Below are 15,751 nucleotides of genomic sequence, written 5' to 3' on the forward strand. Positions count from 1 at the left end.
ATCATGTTAGAAAATCACCTTTCATTGTTATGCTTTCATTTTTTTATAGGAGGGCTTACCCGAAAGATATCGGGCAAAGATTTGAGTTTCAATTAATCAACCAAAACATCATTATACACAGTAATAGAAAAGCTCTCAAACGAATCGCTTCGCCTGAGAGCTTATTTAGGTTAGGAATTTTGTTCTGATAATCCATGTATAGTTACGCCAACAGCGCTGGATTTCTTTTTGTCCTGAGAAGCATGTAGCTTTACCATCACAAATCTTGCAAACGGCTGTATCAATATACTTTCAGCGAACAGTGCAATTAGGAAATTTCTTGGCCAATTGGCTAAGAAGTGATTAAACGTTTGAGAACTCAACCCGTTTCCGATAATGTCTCCAATAAACGTCATACAAAATGACATTCCTAGTACGGTGAATAGGATACGGAATAGGATTTTGGCGTTGAAGCTATCTGTAGGTTGTGTGAATATAGCTGTCAGCTTTTCGGCAATACGGCCAATAACAACAGGCTCAATAATCATGACAATTACCCAAATGATCGGAAACACCTTAAGAATCGTTAAGGCAACCTCACCATTAAATTCTCCAACCCCTAAAATGATATTTATTGAAGACATAAACAGTACCGTCAGTGTAGAAATGATTGCACCATATAATGCCCCCTCCTTAGCGTTTCTTGGTAATCTTGCTTCTTGATTCATGATGTTCTTCCTTTCAATATTGTCGGTAATAGTTTGGCGATAGTTTTTAAGGGAGTTGTAGATTTTTGCGTTAGGCACAACATCATCGCCCCTTCGATCGAAGCCGTCATCCACAATGCCATCTCGAAGGCTGATTCCTGCGAATAACCTTCAGTTACAAGCTTATCGCAGTAAATTCGTTCCATGTTCTCATAGAGCAAGCTACATGCCTGGCGAACAGGTTCACTCACCGTAGCCATTTCACTGACAATACTGCTAAAGGTATATCCGGTAATCGTGCCCTCGGTTTCTAAGTTGTGAATCAACTTGTCGATCATGGATTGTATAGCTTCTAACGTCGATGGATGCTTTTTAAAAATATCCTCAATATCTATCGTAATTGCTTCATTTAAGCCCTTTAAACAAGCAATTAATAGTTCTTCTTTTCCATTTGGAAAATGATGATAAAGCGCTCCTTTGGTCACATTACAGGCTTTTAAAATTTCATTCACGCCTACATTTTTATATCCTTTTTGCTGAAAAAGAAGTGTAGCTGTATCAATCATTAGCGATTTTGTATCCACAATAACGTACTCCCCCTAACATACCAACCGGTCTGTTTGTTATTATAACAATATAAAGTTGATTAATGTAAGTCTTTTTTGCTTTTTTTCAAAAAATATTTCATTATTTTCATTTATAACTGAAAACAGGATATGATCTAGTAAGTCTAGAAGTTAATGTGGAGTTCAAAACATAATTGTCGTTATGAATAAAAAAGAATAGGGTGTATATATGAAAAAAAACGCCTTAGTAATTATGCTGATAAGCTTGATTACTTTAATCTTTATCGCAGCTTGTAATGGTAATCAGAAAAAAGATGACTTTTTGACGCCATACCTTACTCAAGAAAATAAATCTTTTTCAATCCTAATTTTATCGGAGAACGATCGTTTTTTTGAGCAAACTAAAGAGCTTGAGGATATTTACAAGGAAAATATGACTTCTATCAGCAAAGCAGGTGTTATCAAAAAAGATTCGAAAGAGGGGGACCGCTTAAAAGAGGATTTGAAGACCAACACTTACCCTTCATATATCCTATTGGACAATAAAAAAGTGCTGCTTGTAAGCGAAAATATTGAGCAGTTTAAAATAGAGTCAAAACAAATCATAGAAGAAATTCTCAACAAATAATGCATAGACATTTAAGTGCCTACAACAAAAAGGGCTCAGTTTCCTGAGCCCGCAAATACTTACCCTACTATGTTTTTATCTCTGAAGAATTGTCCCAACATTCCACGTTCTCCAGACCCACTATGCTATCTTTATAAAAGACAGGGTCCTTCCCTGCGCGCTTCTGGCGCTTATAATCCTGCAGGGCGGCAAAGGCAACCTTAGATAATAGAAGAATAGCGATCAAATTCACGATGACCATGAAGCCCATAAATAAATCAGCCAAATCCCATACCAATTGGACCTTAGCCACGGAGCCAAAAATAATCATCGCCAAGACGCTGTATCTATAGATCAGTAATACTTTTTTATTGGAGTTCAAAAATTCTATATTGGTCTCACCATAATAATAATTTCCGATTAACGTACTGAAAGCAAACAACAAAATCATGATCGCTAGGGATCCAGAAGCCCACGAACCAATATGTTCGCTTAATGCCGCTTGTGTCAGCTTAATTCCATCCAGCCCTGGCTGTTTATACGCATCCGATAACAAGATAATAAAAGCAGTACTAGAACAAATAAGTAACGTGTCTGTAAGTACACCCAGCGCTTGCATCAGCCCTTGTTTCACCGGATGACTAGTTGTTGCAGTTGCCGCAGCATTAGGAGCACTACCCATCCCCGCTTCATTGGAGAATAGTCCTCTTTTCACCCCTTGCAAAATAACTGCCCCAAAAGATCCCCCTGCGATTTGCTCAAATCCAAAAGCACTTTTCACAATAAGCGCCAGAATCGCCGGTATTTCCGTAATATTAATTAACATAATAATAACAGCAGCCCCAATATAGATCCCTGCCATTACCACTACAATATATTCGGACATTCTAGCAATACGTTTAACCCCACCAAAGATAACAGCAGCAAATGCAGCAGCGACTACAAGTCCAAGAATCACCCGATTAGTGCCAAATGAATTCTCAAAGGCCACTGTAATCGTATTGGATTGAACTGCATTAAATACAAGACCAAAGGATAACGTGATCAGAACCGCAAATACCGCGCCCATCCAACGTTTTTTCAGGCCTTGCTCCATATAATAGGCGGGCCCCCCACGAAATCCAGTCTTGTCCTTCACTTTATACACCTGTGCCAGAGTACTTTCAATAAATCCGGACGCTGATCCAATAATAGCTATGACCCACATCCAAAAAACAGCCCCTGGTCCACCTATTGCGATAGCAATTGCGATCCCTGTAATATTCCCTGTCCCAACCCTTGCTGCCATACTGATACAGAAAGCCTGAAATGACGAAATGGAATCTTTTGACCTTTCATTGGACTCTTTAAGGACCCTAAACATTTCTTTAAACATGCTAAACTGAACAAACTTCGATCGAATGGTGAAATAAATTCCACAAACAATAAGCAGAACCACCAAAATCTTCGACCAAAGAAAGTCATTTGTTGCGCTAATCATACTGTCTAACATTTGTTGCATGTAAATCCGCCTCTCCATTGTGTCGATACCCAGTTGCTGAACCTTAAGTTACATAGTATTTTCAAATATAACAGCCCTTATTTCAAAAGCCAACAAAAAAAATTAGCCAGCAACAATAAAATGGTTCTGGCTAGTCAAATATATATTTGGCATTTAACATTTAGAATTGGAGACACAACTGTTCAGCCGTATTTCATTAATCCATCGGATGAAGCCTTGAACCACTTTACGGATTTTTAGTACCGAGTTAAAGAAGACTCTAATATTTGGGTCGTTCACCGGTTAGTCGTGAACCGACACTGTACCCTATAAAAATGGCAACCAATTCTTCTTCCGAAGATTTAGTTGCCATTGTATTAATTGATGATTAAAACAATAAGAAGATGCCAGTTCCCTAAGGACAACACGAGATAAAAGTTGAACTCACATATGAACTGCAAGTGGAACACTTGCCATCACAATAAGATCCACCAAAAGTAACACAGGTTACTGTTGCTGCAATCTCTGAGCATCTGTACGTTTGTCTATACTTTGAACGTCTTCCACTACACGGTGTATCATAACAATCTTCATATTCTCCGCATATCGGTCCCATCTTCTCACCTCCTTTCAAGATTATTATTTCACATTTAAATCAAATGGCTCTTTTTGAGCAGTGAACATAGCAGCATACACTCCTCTTGATTCCAACAGACTAGCATGATCTCCAAATTCTACAACTGCCCCTTTATCAAGAACAATTATTTTATCCGCTTTCTTACAATTGGCTAAACGATGAGTAATAATAATTGCTGTCTTCCCAGAGCACATCTCAAAAAAAAGATCGAACAGCTTTCTTTCAGATAAAGGGTCCATTGCAGATGTAGGTTCATCCAATAAGAATATATCCGCCTCTTTGATAAGTGATCTTGTCAGAGCCACTTTCTGCCACTGCCCTCCAGAAAGCTCGGTTCCATTTCCGTATACTCTTCCTAATAATGAATCTTTACCTGCAGATAATTGTTTAGAAATTATGTTGTAATCTTCGAATGTATTTTGCCTCTCCAATTTATTCAAATCATTCAACGAATTACTTCGATGAAACAACACATTTTCTACCAAAGTAAATTCATACTTAACATAATTTTGAAATAAAACAGTTAATTTACTCCACACCTTATTTGCATTTTTCTTAGTCACTTTTTTGTGGTCATAGAAAACAGAACCCGAAGTCGGCTCATAATAACCTATAAGACATTTCGCTAAAGTGCTTTTTCCTGATCCGTTTTCTCCTACGATTGCTACCGTTTCTCCAGCTTTTATACTGAATGATATATCTTTTAATACTGAATTAGCCTGTCCGGGATATTGAAAAGATAAATTCTTAACGGTAATTTCATCTTGCAAGTTTATTTCGTATTGATCAGAAGCTTCCTCTATATAATCTTTTTCCTTTGAGCAGAAAACAAAATCATAAAACTCTTCAACTACAAACGAGTTCCCATAGATAGACCCGGCGTCATTTACTAATGAAATGATTCCTGCCATGCTAGACGTAAACAAAGAGGAGTACGCAATATATTCACCGATTGTCATCCCATCATGAGTTCCAAAATAAATTAATCCAAAAAAATAAAATGTATTAAATAAATGGGTAAGGTTAGAAAATAGTCTTTTCTTTGATGTAACACTTTTAGTTAACTTATACTGGTCATTTGATGTTTTCCAATACAGCGATTTCCATTTATCCAGAAGAAACTGACCATGATTGTATATCTTCAATTCCTGTTGAGCTTCTCTATCCTTGAATAAATTAATTAGATACCCCGCTCTTCTCACGTCTAATGACTGTGCAAATCCTTGAAGATACTGATCTTTTGAGGCCTTAAGATAAATAAAGAGACTAGGAATAATCAAGATAACAAGAACAATTCCTAGGCTCCAATTAATTCTCACTAACAAAATTAAATAAGAGATTAAAATAAATACGTTTTTCAATAATCCCAATAATGAAACAAATGTACTTATACATTTTGATCCTAAACCACTGATTCTCTCAAGCAGGTTATAATTGTTAGTATCCTCAAAATAAATTACAGGTGTGTCCATTAACTTATGAGCCTTCATATCTTCTAAGTAGTAATCGGCATTTTGGTTAAGACGTTTAATGAGTAGCATTTTCCAATCAATAATAAAACTAGAAATAACCAATAATGAAATATTTAAACTAAAAAAGAAAATTAAGTTCTCAGTTAATTTTCCAAATTGGAACACATTGCTTATAGAATCAGTTAGTTTACTGATAATATAAATCTGTGCTGCCGGAATACAGCTTTCAATGAAAAAAAGAATACTAAGAATTAGAACTTTCTTTTTCTGATTTAAAGTGGCCTTATGAAAAAGGACGCAATGCTTATGAACATTTTGATATACATTATTCATTCCTATCCAGACCAATATAAAGTGGATATTCTGCAATGACTTGTCCATGTATGCACATTTTATATATGTAATTCCCCTCTTGGACTATAGGGTAATTCACTTGAATACTAGTATCTCCACCTGGAAACATGTATTGGGGTCTATAATTTTTTATGGGAAAGAGAGAAGAATTCATATCAATTTTCCCATCAGGTGCATAGACATCTAAATATCCCTCTTCTTCATACTCAGGAAACGGCAGCTGCAATTTAATTAAAACAAACGTTTTGATAGAGCAAGGTAGATATGAAACGTTAACTCTATTCAAAATATGTTCCATTGTATGAGAGCCAGTATCGTGACTATAAAAGCCAGAGGATGCTACAAATAGACTTGCCTTCACTGAATCCATATATTCCTCCACACCCTTTAGATAGTACTTTAATCAAAGTCATGTAAAAATCTTAATAATTCATCTATATTTTCCGTATACTGTTCTCTGATAACCTCACCTGCAGAGTTTACTTGCACACATGTAGGAGTATTAACAATGCCTAATTGAATATAAGGACTTGTATAAGATATTACTGGAAAATCAAAGCCCAACTCATTTATTAAAGTCTCATTATCTGCTTCTTCTCCATCGGTTACCAATATAAACTCACCGTTTAATTCAACTTGTGATAATTTGGGTATAACATCGACACAATGCAGGCAGCTGAAGGAAACCATACAATAAATTGTTTCCTTTGCTGGCAGAGGGATTTCTTCAAATATCTTTTCAAATCGTTTTTCCGCAGTTACTACTTCATCTTCTAAAAGAGTAGCTCTTTTCAAAACGTCTTTTAAAATCATCTCAAACCTCCTTATAAAAAAATTAATAATTTAAGAGGATCTTTCTGAGGGGCTGAGTCAAGATATCTAACATAAAATCCGCCCCACAGTTTTCAGCTTTTAAGATTTGCCCGAACTTATTAAGTGTAAATGCCTTTGGATAATTAAATATTAGTAATTCTTCTTTCATCCTCTGTTTACTAAGAGAGAATACACGAGCTCTATTTTGAAAATAAGAATTTAATTCCTTTACTGTATTTGCATCGACATTCATAAAAATCACTACATTAAGATTAGAGTGTTGGTTGATGTAGTCATCAATAACCTCCATAGCAACCTCGCAAGCTTTACATTCCATACTAAGAAAAACGGCAAGAATATGTTCATTGCGGATTAAATCAAGCAGTTTCCAGTCACTATTGTCAATATCAAAGTTCGATAAATAGTCTCCTACCTCAGGACTAAAGTTTCTAGGAGGCTTGAAAAGTGAATCTATCATTGATGTTTGCGTATTCATTAAATTTTCCTCCTAATTACGAGTAAATATTTTGTTCTTCAAGAGATTTATCTGCCAGAAAGGAGAATACTTTTTTTGTTTTTATTAAAATAACTGTTTGTTCTAGCGCTTCAATTAGGCGGTCGATATCTTCATCAGTAATTGACTCATGAAAGCTGAGTCTAATACTGCTGGAAGCTATAGCCTGATCATTGCAAATTGCCATTAGCACCCGACTTTCTTTACTCCCCTTAGAAGAACAAGCAGACTGTGACGATGCAATAATCCCCTTTTTGGCCAATATAGATAAAAAAATAGCTGAACTTGTAGCTGTATATGAAAAATTCAAAATATGGGGTGAACCTAAACCAGGACTTGGGCTATTGATGTGCAAACCGTCTATATTATGTAAAACTGAATAAACCCGTTTATATATCATTGTTAAAGAATTTAATCTCTCTTCTTGTTGGTTAACAGCTATCTTAATGGCTTCTTGCATACTCAGGACACCAGTAATGTTGGTTGTTCCTGGTCTAATACCAAATTCTTGATTTCCTCCAAACATAATAGGAGAGATATTGACATGTCCTTTCTTCATTAAAAGCCCCATCCCTTTTGGGCCTCCAATTTTATGTGCTGATATGGTATAAAGGTCTACGTATTCTAAAGAAATAGCTATTTTTCCAAATCCCTGTACTCCATCAACATGAAAATAAATGTGAGGATAATTTTTCAACAAATTCCCTATGTCTTCGATAGGTTGTATAGCACCTGTTTCATTATTTACTTGCATAATACTTACTAAAGCAGTGTTTTCTTTAATTGCTTCTTTCAAAGATTCAATATTCACCATTCCATTACAATCAACAGGTAAATAAGTTACGTCTACTCCCTGGTCATTTAAAAATTCTATACAACGTATAACAGAAGGATGTTCAATTTTAGTAGTGATGACATGGAGTCGTCTATTATTATTTTGTAATGCCCTTATAACACCAAATATAGCTAAGTTATTACTCTCAGTAGCTCCAGAAGTAAATATTAATTCAGAGGAATTCACACCTAATAAATTTGAAATAGAAATTCGTGCTTCATTAATTAGCTGCTCAATCTCTAAACCCATCATATGTGTCGAGGAAGGGTTTGCATAATATTCTAATGATGAACTCATTAAAACTTGTGAAACCATAGGATCAATTGGTGTAGAAGCACAATAATCAAAATACAGTGGAGTTAAGTTTATTTCTTCTGAGCCATTCTTTAAAATACCACTATTCAAACTAAATTCCTCCAATCCTATTATTTAAAATTAATTGTAATAATTTACTTTAATTCATATATATAAATATACATGCCATTTTTTGGTGAGTCAATCCAGGAATTACATCTATTTTTCACTTGCTTGGTTTTCAAATAACATGACTAAATTAAAATCATTATTCCATTCAGTAGCTTGAGGTTTTCACAAAAATTGGCCAGATCTCATAGTTACCGTACTGTGGACGTCCAATAACCGCTCAATGCTCCTCAATCTAGTACTTTATTTTTTCTATACACTGACTTCTGAATTTAAGCGAAACTAAATAACCAGTCACCGATTGATTTCCGGTGACTGGTTATTTTAAACTTATATAGTATTTTGATACCTCTCTAACAAAATGAGTAAGTCCTATGCAGTATGAATCAAATTTATGAATTTAGCATTTTTAGAGCTATATATTCGGCATTTAACATTGATGTTTTTTTTAAGAAGGACCTTTATGACGAGTCCAAATAATCATACAGCAGATATCTTTGAGGTATTAATTAGCCACAGCTTTAAAATATTGGTACACCTGATTTAACTTCTTATCATGTTTCCCTTTTGGACTCTCCATATTCCCAAATTCGAAAAACTTCACTTTCTTGATGCCACAATATTGAAATAGTGCTTTTCTCATCAGCACTTTATGGGAATTATTCAGCCAATATAAAGGATAAAGGGTCGGCCCCTTCATGCTGGAAATGCAAACCACAGACTTTCCTTTCAGCAGCCCTTCGGGGATGAGACCACCCTTTTCTCTGTAAGCGAAATTAGAAGCAAACATTTGGTCAATATAACCGAGCAACATCGCGGGAGGACGTCCCCACCAGATTGGATACACAAACACAATTTTATCGGCCTGACGAATCTGCTCCCGATACTTCTCGAGCTTGGGATCGATATGCATGTCTCTTCTACGTTTATTTTCATTAAATACCAGCACAGGATCAAATTGCTCTTCGTAAAGATCAAGGACCTCTATCTTCGTGATCTTTTGATTCTCATTACTTCCCTGAATGACTTTATTGAAAAAAGCATAACTTAAACTTTTATGATTCGGATGTGTATAGATGACTAAAACGTTCATTGCTCCACCTCTTTAATTATCATTTGATAACAAAATGGTATCACAACCGTTATTTAGTTGTCAAATGATAATTGTATTATGATAATTATTTTGTTAAGGTTTACAATAAGAGGTGATCCTTATGGACAAACAAGCGTTTTTTCAGAAAATTGTTACCTTTACGACAGCAGTCCATGAAGTAACATTTGACTTTACCAAAGATGTTAGACCGGAAGGCATTACTCCCGTTCAATATAGTATTCTGGAATATATTGCGGTTAGCCAGCCTGTTACCCTCAGCCAAATCAGCGATTGTAAGAATATCTCTATGCCGAATACCAGCCGTGAGCTGAAGAAATTAACAGAAAAAAACCTGTGTGAGAAGCTTGATGTCGCCGAGGACAGGCGTAAGCAAATGATCCGGTTGTCTGATGCTGGACAAGCGATGATGAACGAGGCTTTTGAACGGATCGGTGAACGTTTTCTAAACCGGATTAAAGAGGTTCCCCCAGAGGAATTAGCCGAGATTAACCATGCCCTCGATATCCTGCAATCTAAGGTGTTTAATACCCAGCAATGATCCGAGAAAAAGACAATAGAGCAGCGGTTCCCCATTAATGGGAGCACCGCTGCTCTGTGTTTTGGGTCGTTGGTTAGCTGACTCAAGAACGATTATTGGCTAGTTAAAGCCTGACGACTTCGAATCAGCCTCACCTTCAGCTAAATCGCCGAATCGTATTCGTCCACTGAGGCTTTCGGACCCAGATGACGTTATAGGCATGTTTTTAGCCTTTTGTGCGTAGTTTCGGACTCCAGCGACGCTATTCCTATGAATCGGGTTCATATTGGGTGTTTTTTATGCCAATAGCTGCTATACGGTCCGTTGGCATTCCAAATATGCGAAAAAGCTGCATTTAAGGTCAGCTGAGTCCGAAAGACGCTTCCCTAATAATCCCCTAATAGAAATAGGCACTCCTCTTAAGGAATGCCTTGATTGGATTATAAGTATTCTTAGCCAGCGAAACGGACTATTTCACCAGTCCGCTGATAAAGGTCTCAAAATTGTCAGCCAAACGTGTGATTTTGTATTTGTTATCCCGATCTACATGAATAACCTCAGGTTCGCCATCATTTCCGAATTCACGGTAATCCAGCATCACCACTTCATTCTCAGAAGGACAATCACAAATCACCACACCAACTTCAGGATAACGTCCATTTTCAATCACAGTCCGGCTGCCTGAAGCCCCACACAGCGACTTATTCTTATCTCGTCCAATTCCGAGGATACCAGAAATCGTAATAAATTCTCCTGTTCCCGGAATCGGATAACGATTGTTATGAGGAATTCCCCCATTATGTAACTTCATCATATCCACATAGGAAGCAGGCAGCTTGAAGACCAGCTCTTCTTGTACAGAAGTAATCAATGCATCTGAAGGCGGGTCAGAAATATATTCTGAGAACGCATACTCGCTGTCATCCCAGAAATTAGTGGCATCCAACGCTATTACAGGCTTCTTAGCAGGTTTGTTTACAGGCTTTTTCGCAGCTTTTTTAGCCAATTTACGTTTGATCCAGCCCAGAAACTCCAATGTGTCTTCATCATCAGGTTCCAGCTGATCGGCAATCGTAAACGCTTTTAAAGCTTCGTCATATCTTTTCAGATAATAATAAGAAACCCCGATACGGTAATGCCAGAGCGGGTCACCTTCACCCTCATCTTCAATGCTCAAATACTGCTCTAAAGCCTCTTCATATTGCCCGAGATTATTAAGCGCCCTGCCCAAATGACTAGTTAGAACATAATCTCTTTCCTCTTCAGGAATTTCCGTGATTGCATCCACGATTTCTTGAAATTCATCTTCCTCATGCCATTCATCCAATTTTGCCAATAACTCATCACTCATCATTAATACCTCCTATTAACGATCACTCAAAATACCTATTAGAAATTATACCATTTCTAACCTATGCCCAGCCAATAACGCATGTCCTAGCCCTATCAATCAAAAAGCAACTTCCCTTTTTGCTGTGAAAAACAGACCGCAGCGTTTATCTGCGGCCTGTTTTTCGTATACAGAAAACCATTTTAATTATGGTAACTATAATTGCTGCTTTCTATCCTGCCTTTACGACTGCATCCCGTTTTCGATCCTCTGCAGGAACTCTTCAGCGGCACTATAGCCAAGCTGCTTAAGGTACCAATTGTTCGCAGCCGCTTCGATCAGGCCAGCCACGTCACGGCCAGGCTGAAGCTGAATTTCAATATGCGGAATTTGCACGCCAAGATAGTCTGTGAACTGGGGTTCGATTTCGAGCTCATTATTCAAGGAATTCTCCCGCCATGGTGACAACTCGATGTCGAGTACAATTCGTGTCTCTTCCTGAAAAGCTCTACGCCCGTACTGCCGTACAACATTGATCAGACCAATACTGCGCAGCGCTAGGAATTCACGGGTCGTTTCATTATGCGTGCCGAGAAGCGTCGCCGGTCCCAGCTTCTTAAGCACAACTACATCATCGGCTACAAACCGATGGCCTCTTCTAATGAGCGTGTGAGCGGTTTCGCTTTTTCCGATCCCGGACTTGCCTCTCAATAGGACACCTATGCCAGACACGTTCACACACACTCCATGAATTGAAAGTTCTGGCGCCAGCGCCTTCACCAGATAAGTATCAATCTTTGCGATGAACTCTGACGTCGTCTCTTCCGTCCGAAGTAGTGGTATACCTTCTTGGTCGCAGAATAAAGTCAAATAGGGAATCTCCTGCTGACCCGTCGTCACAATAAAACATGGGGGATGATACTTAACGATATTGCCAATATGTAACTTGCGTTGCTCAACGCTTAGCTTTAGCAGATAATTGATTTCTTTACGGCCCAATACTTGTACTCGCTTCATGGGGAAAAAGTCGAAGTAACCCACGAACTCCAGGCCAGGTCTATGTGTCTTAGAGCGAGTGATCTCGCGGTCCATGCAGCTAGCACCCGCAAGCACTTCCAGCTTAAACGTTTCCGTAAGGCTTTGAACGGTAATCGATTTCAATGTTGTTCTCCTCCTGTGGCTACGTATTTTGAATACGTAATACGGTTACCGGGATATATTCAACGACGAATAGAATGATTCCTGCAAAAGAAATAGACAGATCATGAGATATTAACAACTATGTTCCTTCAAGAAAATTAATCAGGTATATCTCCGGTTGCGTGAGAAAATCTGCAAAACTACATAAATCCGCGTACGTCTGATGTTCCACGTCGTAACAGCCTATCAGGCCTTTTTTCTTCGGATTCCACATAAGCAGCAGATCAGAGTAATTATCTATATCGGCTGACAGACGGAGCAGCTTTTGCCGGCCGATTTTTATTTCAATGGTATCAGTTAATGTGAAAAAGTCGATATATCTAATTTCATATTCATTTTGTGTTAGCTCAAGACGCAGTTTTGTTCCAGTAAGAAAGCTAACCAATTCATCAGACAATTTATATTTTCTCAGCTCAAACTTCTTATTCTCGATATCATGAAATTCAGCCGGCTCTAACGATTTCAAAAAGTCAGCCAAAGCTGTATTCTTATTGCTCACAGCAATGGTGTAAGGGCGATCGCCATCTTTTTCCGCCAAGGTAACGTCTGCGCCACGTTCAATCAAATATTGTACCATCGCTTGATTACCCATTCTTGTGGCAACCGTTAACGGAGTGGCTTGATAAGGATAGACCATATCGGAATTGTTGTAATTAATGTCCACCCCATGATCCAATAAATAAGCAACGGTCTTAAGGTCGTGATCTGACACCGCTTTGCGTAATACAGCCCCACCATGCTGCTTAATATCTAATCCTAGCTCATGTATGAGCGGGATATTGTTTTTGTTGCCATAGTAGGCCTGCGAATATGCACCTGACTTGACCTGATTAAGCTTGTCCAGTTTGGCCCCTTGTGCTGCAATATAGCGGACGATATCTTCTTTGCAATAGCGAACCGCGAGCAAAAAAGCCGGATTATTCTTCACATTCAGATTTACCCCGTGCTGTACCAGCAGCTTTATGACATCCATTCTCTCTGATATAAGCGCCAAATCTAACGGGGTTAACGTGGTATATTTGCTAAGGACGATGCCCTCTTCAATATCCCAGCCTGCTCTAATGGCAGCCTCTAATTCCGGAATATTTCCTTTGTAAATATGCATGGCCATTTGCGGCAGTTCCTCGAACTTCCCTATATCCTTCAGACGGATCATCTATTATCCACTCCTACTTCAAGTATTATGAAGAGTATAGAGAACCGTATAGTAAAAAACAATCCAAACTAAGGATGTTGTTCCAACAAGGAGGATTTATAATGTTCAGATCGGCAAGATTATTACTTCTATTTTTTATAATAAAAAGAAGCTCCGTAAATTCACGAAGCTCCTGTTTACGCAAATAATACTCTTTTACGTTCAATTCCCAATTACAAACACAGAAAGACGGTCTCAATTCCCTACAATATAGGACGAAAACCGCCTCCCGCGATCTCTGCAACATAAATTAGAAAAATGCTACTGCCTTTCCTGATCCACCAATTGCTGCTGTGCGAGACGAATCATTTCGCGGACCATCGATCCACCAATTTTACCGCCGATCTGGCCCACCGATTCTGTGCTCAAATGACCATTTTGACCGCGCTCCAAAGGGACACCCAGTTCTTTTGCAACTTCGTATTTCACATCATCAGGCCGCTCTGGATCTACATCATACCCCTCGCGCCGCATCACTTCCGCTTTAAAAATTTGCATTCCGCGGCTGGCTCCCGGCACTGCATATTTCCTGTTCCTTCTAGACATCCTTATCCCCTCCCAAACCTGTTTTAAATAACATGCCCGGAAAGCGGAACCTCCACCCTTATTGACTTGCCCCGATTATTTCCAAGCAGGGCGCCGTTGCAACGCGGCATTCGTAGCACGCAAGGTTAAAGCCCAAAATAAAATAGCCACAGCACTAACAGAAGCCCCGAGCCAACATACCCCGTTCCAGCCATAGTGAGAATATATTTGAGTGGAAGCAATCGATCCGGTAGCACTTCCAATGGAGTAAAAAACCATATACCCTGCGGTGAGCCGACTACGTGCCTCCATGCGCAAGGTAAGTATTATACTTTGATTGGTGACATGCACCGCCTGCACTGCCAAATCAAGCAGAACAATACCAATGACCAATGCCAACAGCGACTGCTCCGTAAAACTGATAAACCACCATGAAATCAACAATAGAAGTAAAGCTATGCCTGTCGTTCTCTGTCCATGACCCTGATCCGCTAGCTTTCCCGCCCGTGCAGCAGCTAATGCTCCCACAATTCCCGCCAGACCCAATGCCCCAATTGCAGTATGTGAAAGTGATAACGGCGGAGCACTAAGAGGCAAGACCACAGAAGTCCACAGAATACTGAAAGCAGTAAAAATCAGCAAAGCCAGAATAGCGCGGATACGCAATACTCTCTCTTGTACAAACAACATAAACACTGAGCTAAGCAGCTGAGCGTATGACAGTGTTTTTACCTCACGTTTCACATTTGGCAACACCCTAAATAATGTACACACCATACAAAGCATTAAAGCAGCAGAAAAAAGGTATACGGAACGCCAACCTGCAAGATCTGTAAGTATTCCTGAAATGGATCGCGCAAGAAGTATTCCAATCACAATTCCACTTGTGACCATGCCTACGACTCGCCCGCGTTCGGCAGGGGCAGCCATTGTCGCCGCGAACGCAACAAGCGTCTGCGTTACAACAGCGAGTAGTCCCACTGAGGCCATACCTACGAATAGTACCGTGCTGGAAGAGGCAGTACCCACGATAATCAAAGCCACCACAGATAATAACATCTGGCCGATAATCAGGCGGCGCTGATTCAGTAAATCTCCTAGTGGCACGAGTAGTAACAGCCCCACTGCATAAAAAATCTGCGTGATAGTAATAAGAATACCAATGGTTGAATAATCAATACCAAATTCTTTCGACAAATGATCAAGCAACGGTTGAGCAAAGTAGATGTTTGCAACCGACATCCCGCAGACAACGGCAAACAAAAGTGTCATATACCGAGGCATCGAGGAAGCATGAATAGAATCAGATGGCGTATGCGTCTCTTGTGACGAAAGCTTCTCTTTAGTCCCCTGCATTTTGGAAACACCCTTTCTCTGTTAAATTTAAATCGCAAACAAATTTCATACTGATCAGTATGTTATTATGCTCAGTAAATTTATCTTACAAAATGGTGTGTGTCAACATAAATATTTGATGCTACCG

16 protein-coding genes are annotated in these 15,751 nt (G+C 38.8%); 2 read left to right on the forward strand and 14 right to left on the reverse strand.

Annotated features, from left to right (window positions below):
* Nucleotides 1-170 precede the first annotated feature (170 nt).
* Together NST40_RS30370 and NST40_RS30375 are read right to left on the reverse strand one after the other, a co-directional pair.
* A complete protein-coding gene (locus NST40_RS30370) occupies nt 171-707 on the reverse strand; it encodes a DUF2798 domain-containing protein (protein ID WP_076124197.1) in 537 nt (178 codons plus the stop codon).
* Nucleotides 704-1,270 carry a TetR/AcrR family transcriptional regulator gene (locus NST40_RS30375; protein WP_076276294.1) on the reverse strand — a complete coding sequence of 189 codons (567 nt, stop codon included), beginning with the start codon at nt 1,268-1,270 and terminating at the stop codon, nt 704-706. The genes NST40_RS30370 and NST40_RS30375 overlap by 4 nt, the downstream gene beginning before the upstream one ends.
* Nucleotides 1,271-1,481: 211 nt before the next feature.
* On the opposite strand from NST40_RS30375, the gene NST40_RS30380 reads away from it, so the two are divergent.
* Nucleotides 1,482-1,880, forward strand: coding sequence for a hypothetical protein (locus NST40_RS30380; protein ID WP_076276295.1), 399 nt, complete (start codon nt 1,482-1,484; stop codon nt 1,878-1,880).
* A gap of 67 nt (nt 1,881-1,947) precedes the next feature.
* On the opposite strand, the gene NST40_RS30385 is transcribed toward NST40_RS30380, so the two are convergent.
* The 7 genes from NST40_RS30385 to NST40_RS30415 form a co-directional block, all read right to left on the reverse strand.
* Entirely contained in the window at nt 1,948-3,360 is a 1,413-nt protein-coding gene (locus NST40_RS30385; protein WP_076276296.1) for an alanine/glycine:cation symporter family protein, read from the reverse strand.
* Between the two features lie 618 nt (nt 3,361-3,978).
* Nucleotides 3,979-5,781 carry an ABC transporter ATP-binding protein gene (locus NST40_RS30390; protein WP_076276297.1) on the reverse strand — a complete coding sequence of 601 codons (1,803 nt, stop codon included), beginning with the start codon at nt 5,779-5,781 and terminating at the stop codon, nt 3,979-3,981.
* A complete protein-coding gene (locus NST40_RS30395; RefSeq protein ID WP_076220710.1) occupies nt 5,774-6,172 on the reverse strand; it encodes a hypothetical protein in 399 nt (132 codons plus the stop codon). Before NST40_RS30395 ends, NST40_RS30390 begins: the two co-directional genes overlap by 8 nt.
* Before the next feature lie 29 nt (nt 6,173-6,201).
* A complete protein-coding gene (locus NST40_RS30400) occupies nt 6,202-6,615 on the reverse strand; it encodes a hypothetical protein (RefSeq protein ID WP_076220711.1) in 414 nt (137 codons plus the stop codon).
* Between the two features lie 22 nt (nt 6,616-6,637).
* Nucleotides 6,638-7,111, reverse strand: coding sequence for a hypothetical protein (locus NST40_RS30405; RefSeq protein ID WP_076220712.1), 474 nt, complete (start codon nt 7,109-7,111; stop codon nt 6,638-6,640).
* Nucleotides 7,112-7,127: 16 nt separating this feature from the next.
* Nucleotides 7,128-8,369, reverse strand: a complete 1,242-nt coding sequence (locus NST40_RS30410; protein WP_081387424.1) for a cysteine desulfurase family protein — start codon at nt 8,367-8,369, stop codon at nt 7,128-7,130.
* A gap of 523 nt (nt 8,370-8,892) precedes the next feature.
* Nucleotides 8,893-9,480, reverse strand: coding sequence for an NAD(P)H-dependent oxidoreductase (locus NST40_RS30415; RefSeq protein ID WP_036682318.1), 588 nt, complete (start codon nt 9,478-9,480; stop codon nt 8,893-8,895).
* Between the two features lie 121 nt (nt 9,481-9,601).
* On the opposite strand from NST40_RS30415, the gene NST40_RS30420 reads away from it, so the two are divergent.
* Nucleotides 9,602-10,039, forward strand: a complete 438-nt coding sequence (locus NST40_RS30420) for a MarR family transcriptional regulator (protein ID WP_076124207.1) — start codon at nt 9,602-9,604, stop codon at nt 10,037-10,039.
* Between the two features lie 448 nt (nt 10,040-10,487).
* Here NST40_RS30420 and NST40_RS30425 read toward each other — a convergent pair whose 3' ends face one another.
* From NST40_RS30425 to NST40_RS30445, 5 genes are all read right to left on the reverse strand, one after another.
* Nucleotides 10,488-11,369: an SMI1/KNR4 family protein gene (locus tag NST40_RS30425; RefSeq protein WP_076220470.1), complete on the reverse strand. Its 882-nt coding sequence runs from the start codon at nt 11,367-11,369 to the stop codon at nt 10,488-10,490.
* Nucleotides 11,370-11,591: 222 nt separating this feature from the next.
* Complete coding sequence (hprK, locus tag NST40_RS30430) at nt 11,592-12,509, reverse strand: HPr(Ser) kinase/phosphatase (RefSeq protein WP_076140599.1); 918 nt, start codon at nt 12,507-12,509, stop codon at nt 11,592-11,594.
* Nucleotides 12,510-12,627: 118 nt separating this feature from the next.
* A complete protein-coding gene (locus tag NST40_RS30435) occupies nt 12,628-13,704 on the reverse strand; it encodes an ankyrin repeat domain-containing protein (protein WP_076124213.1) in 1,077 nt (358 codons plus the stop codon).
* Between the two features lie 300 nt (nt 13,705-14,004).
* A complete protein-coding gene (locus NST40_RS30440) occupies nt 14,005-14,289 on the reverse strand; it encodes an alpha/beta-type small acid-soluble spore protein (protein ID WP_076179251.1) in 285 nt (94 codons plus the stop codon).
* 75 nt (nt 14,290-14,364) lie between these two features.
* Nucleotides 14,365-15,552: an MFS transporter gene (locus tag NST40_RS30445; RefSeq protein ID WP_076276341.1), complete on the reverse strand. Its 1,188-nt coding sequence runs from the start codon at nt 15,550-15,552 to the stop codon at nt 14,365-14,367.
* Nucleotides 15,553-15,751: the final 199 nt, after the last annotated feature.

It is taken from the genome of Paenibacillus sp. FSL R10-2778 (assembly GCF_038593035.1).
GTDB classification, from domain to species: Bacteria; Bacillota; Bacilli; order Paenibacillales; family Paenibacillaceae; genus Paenibacillus_AQ; species Paenibacillus_AQ odorifer.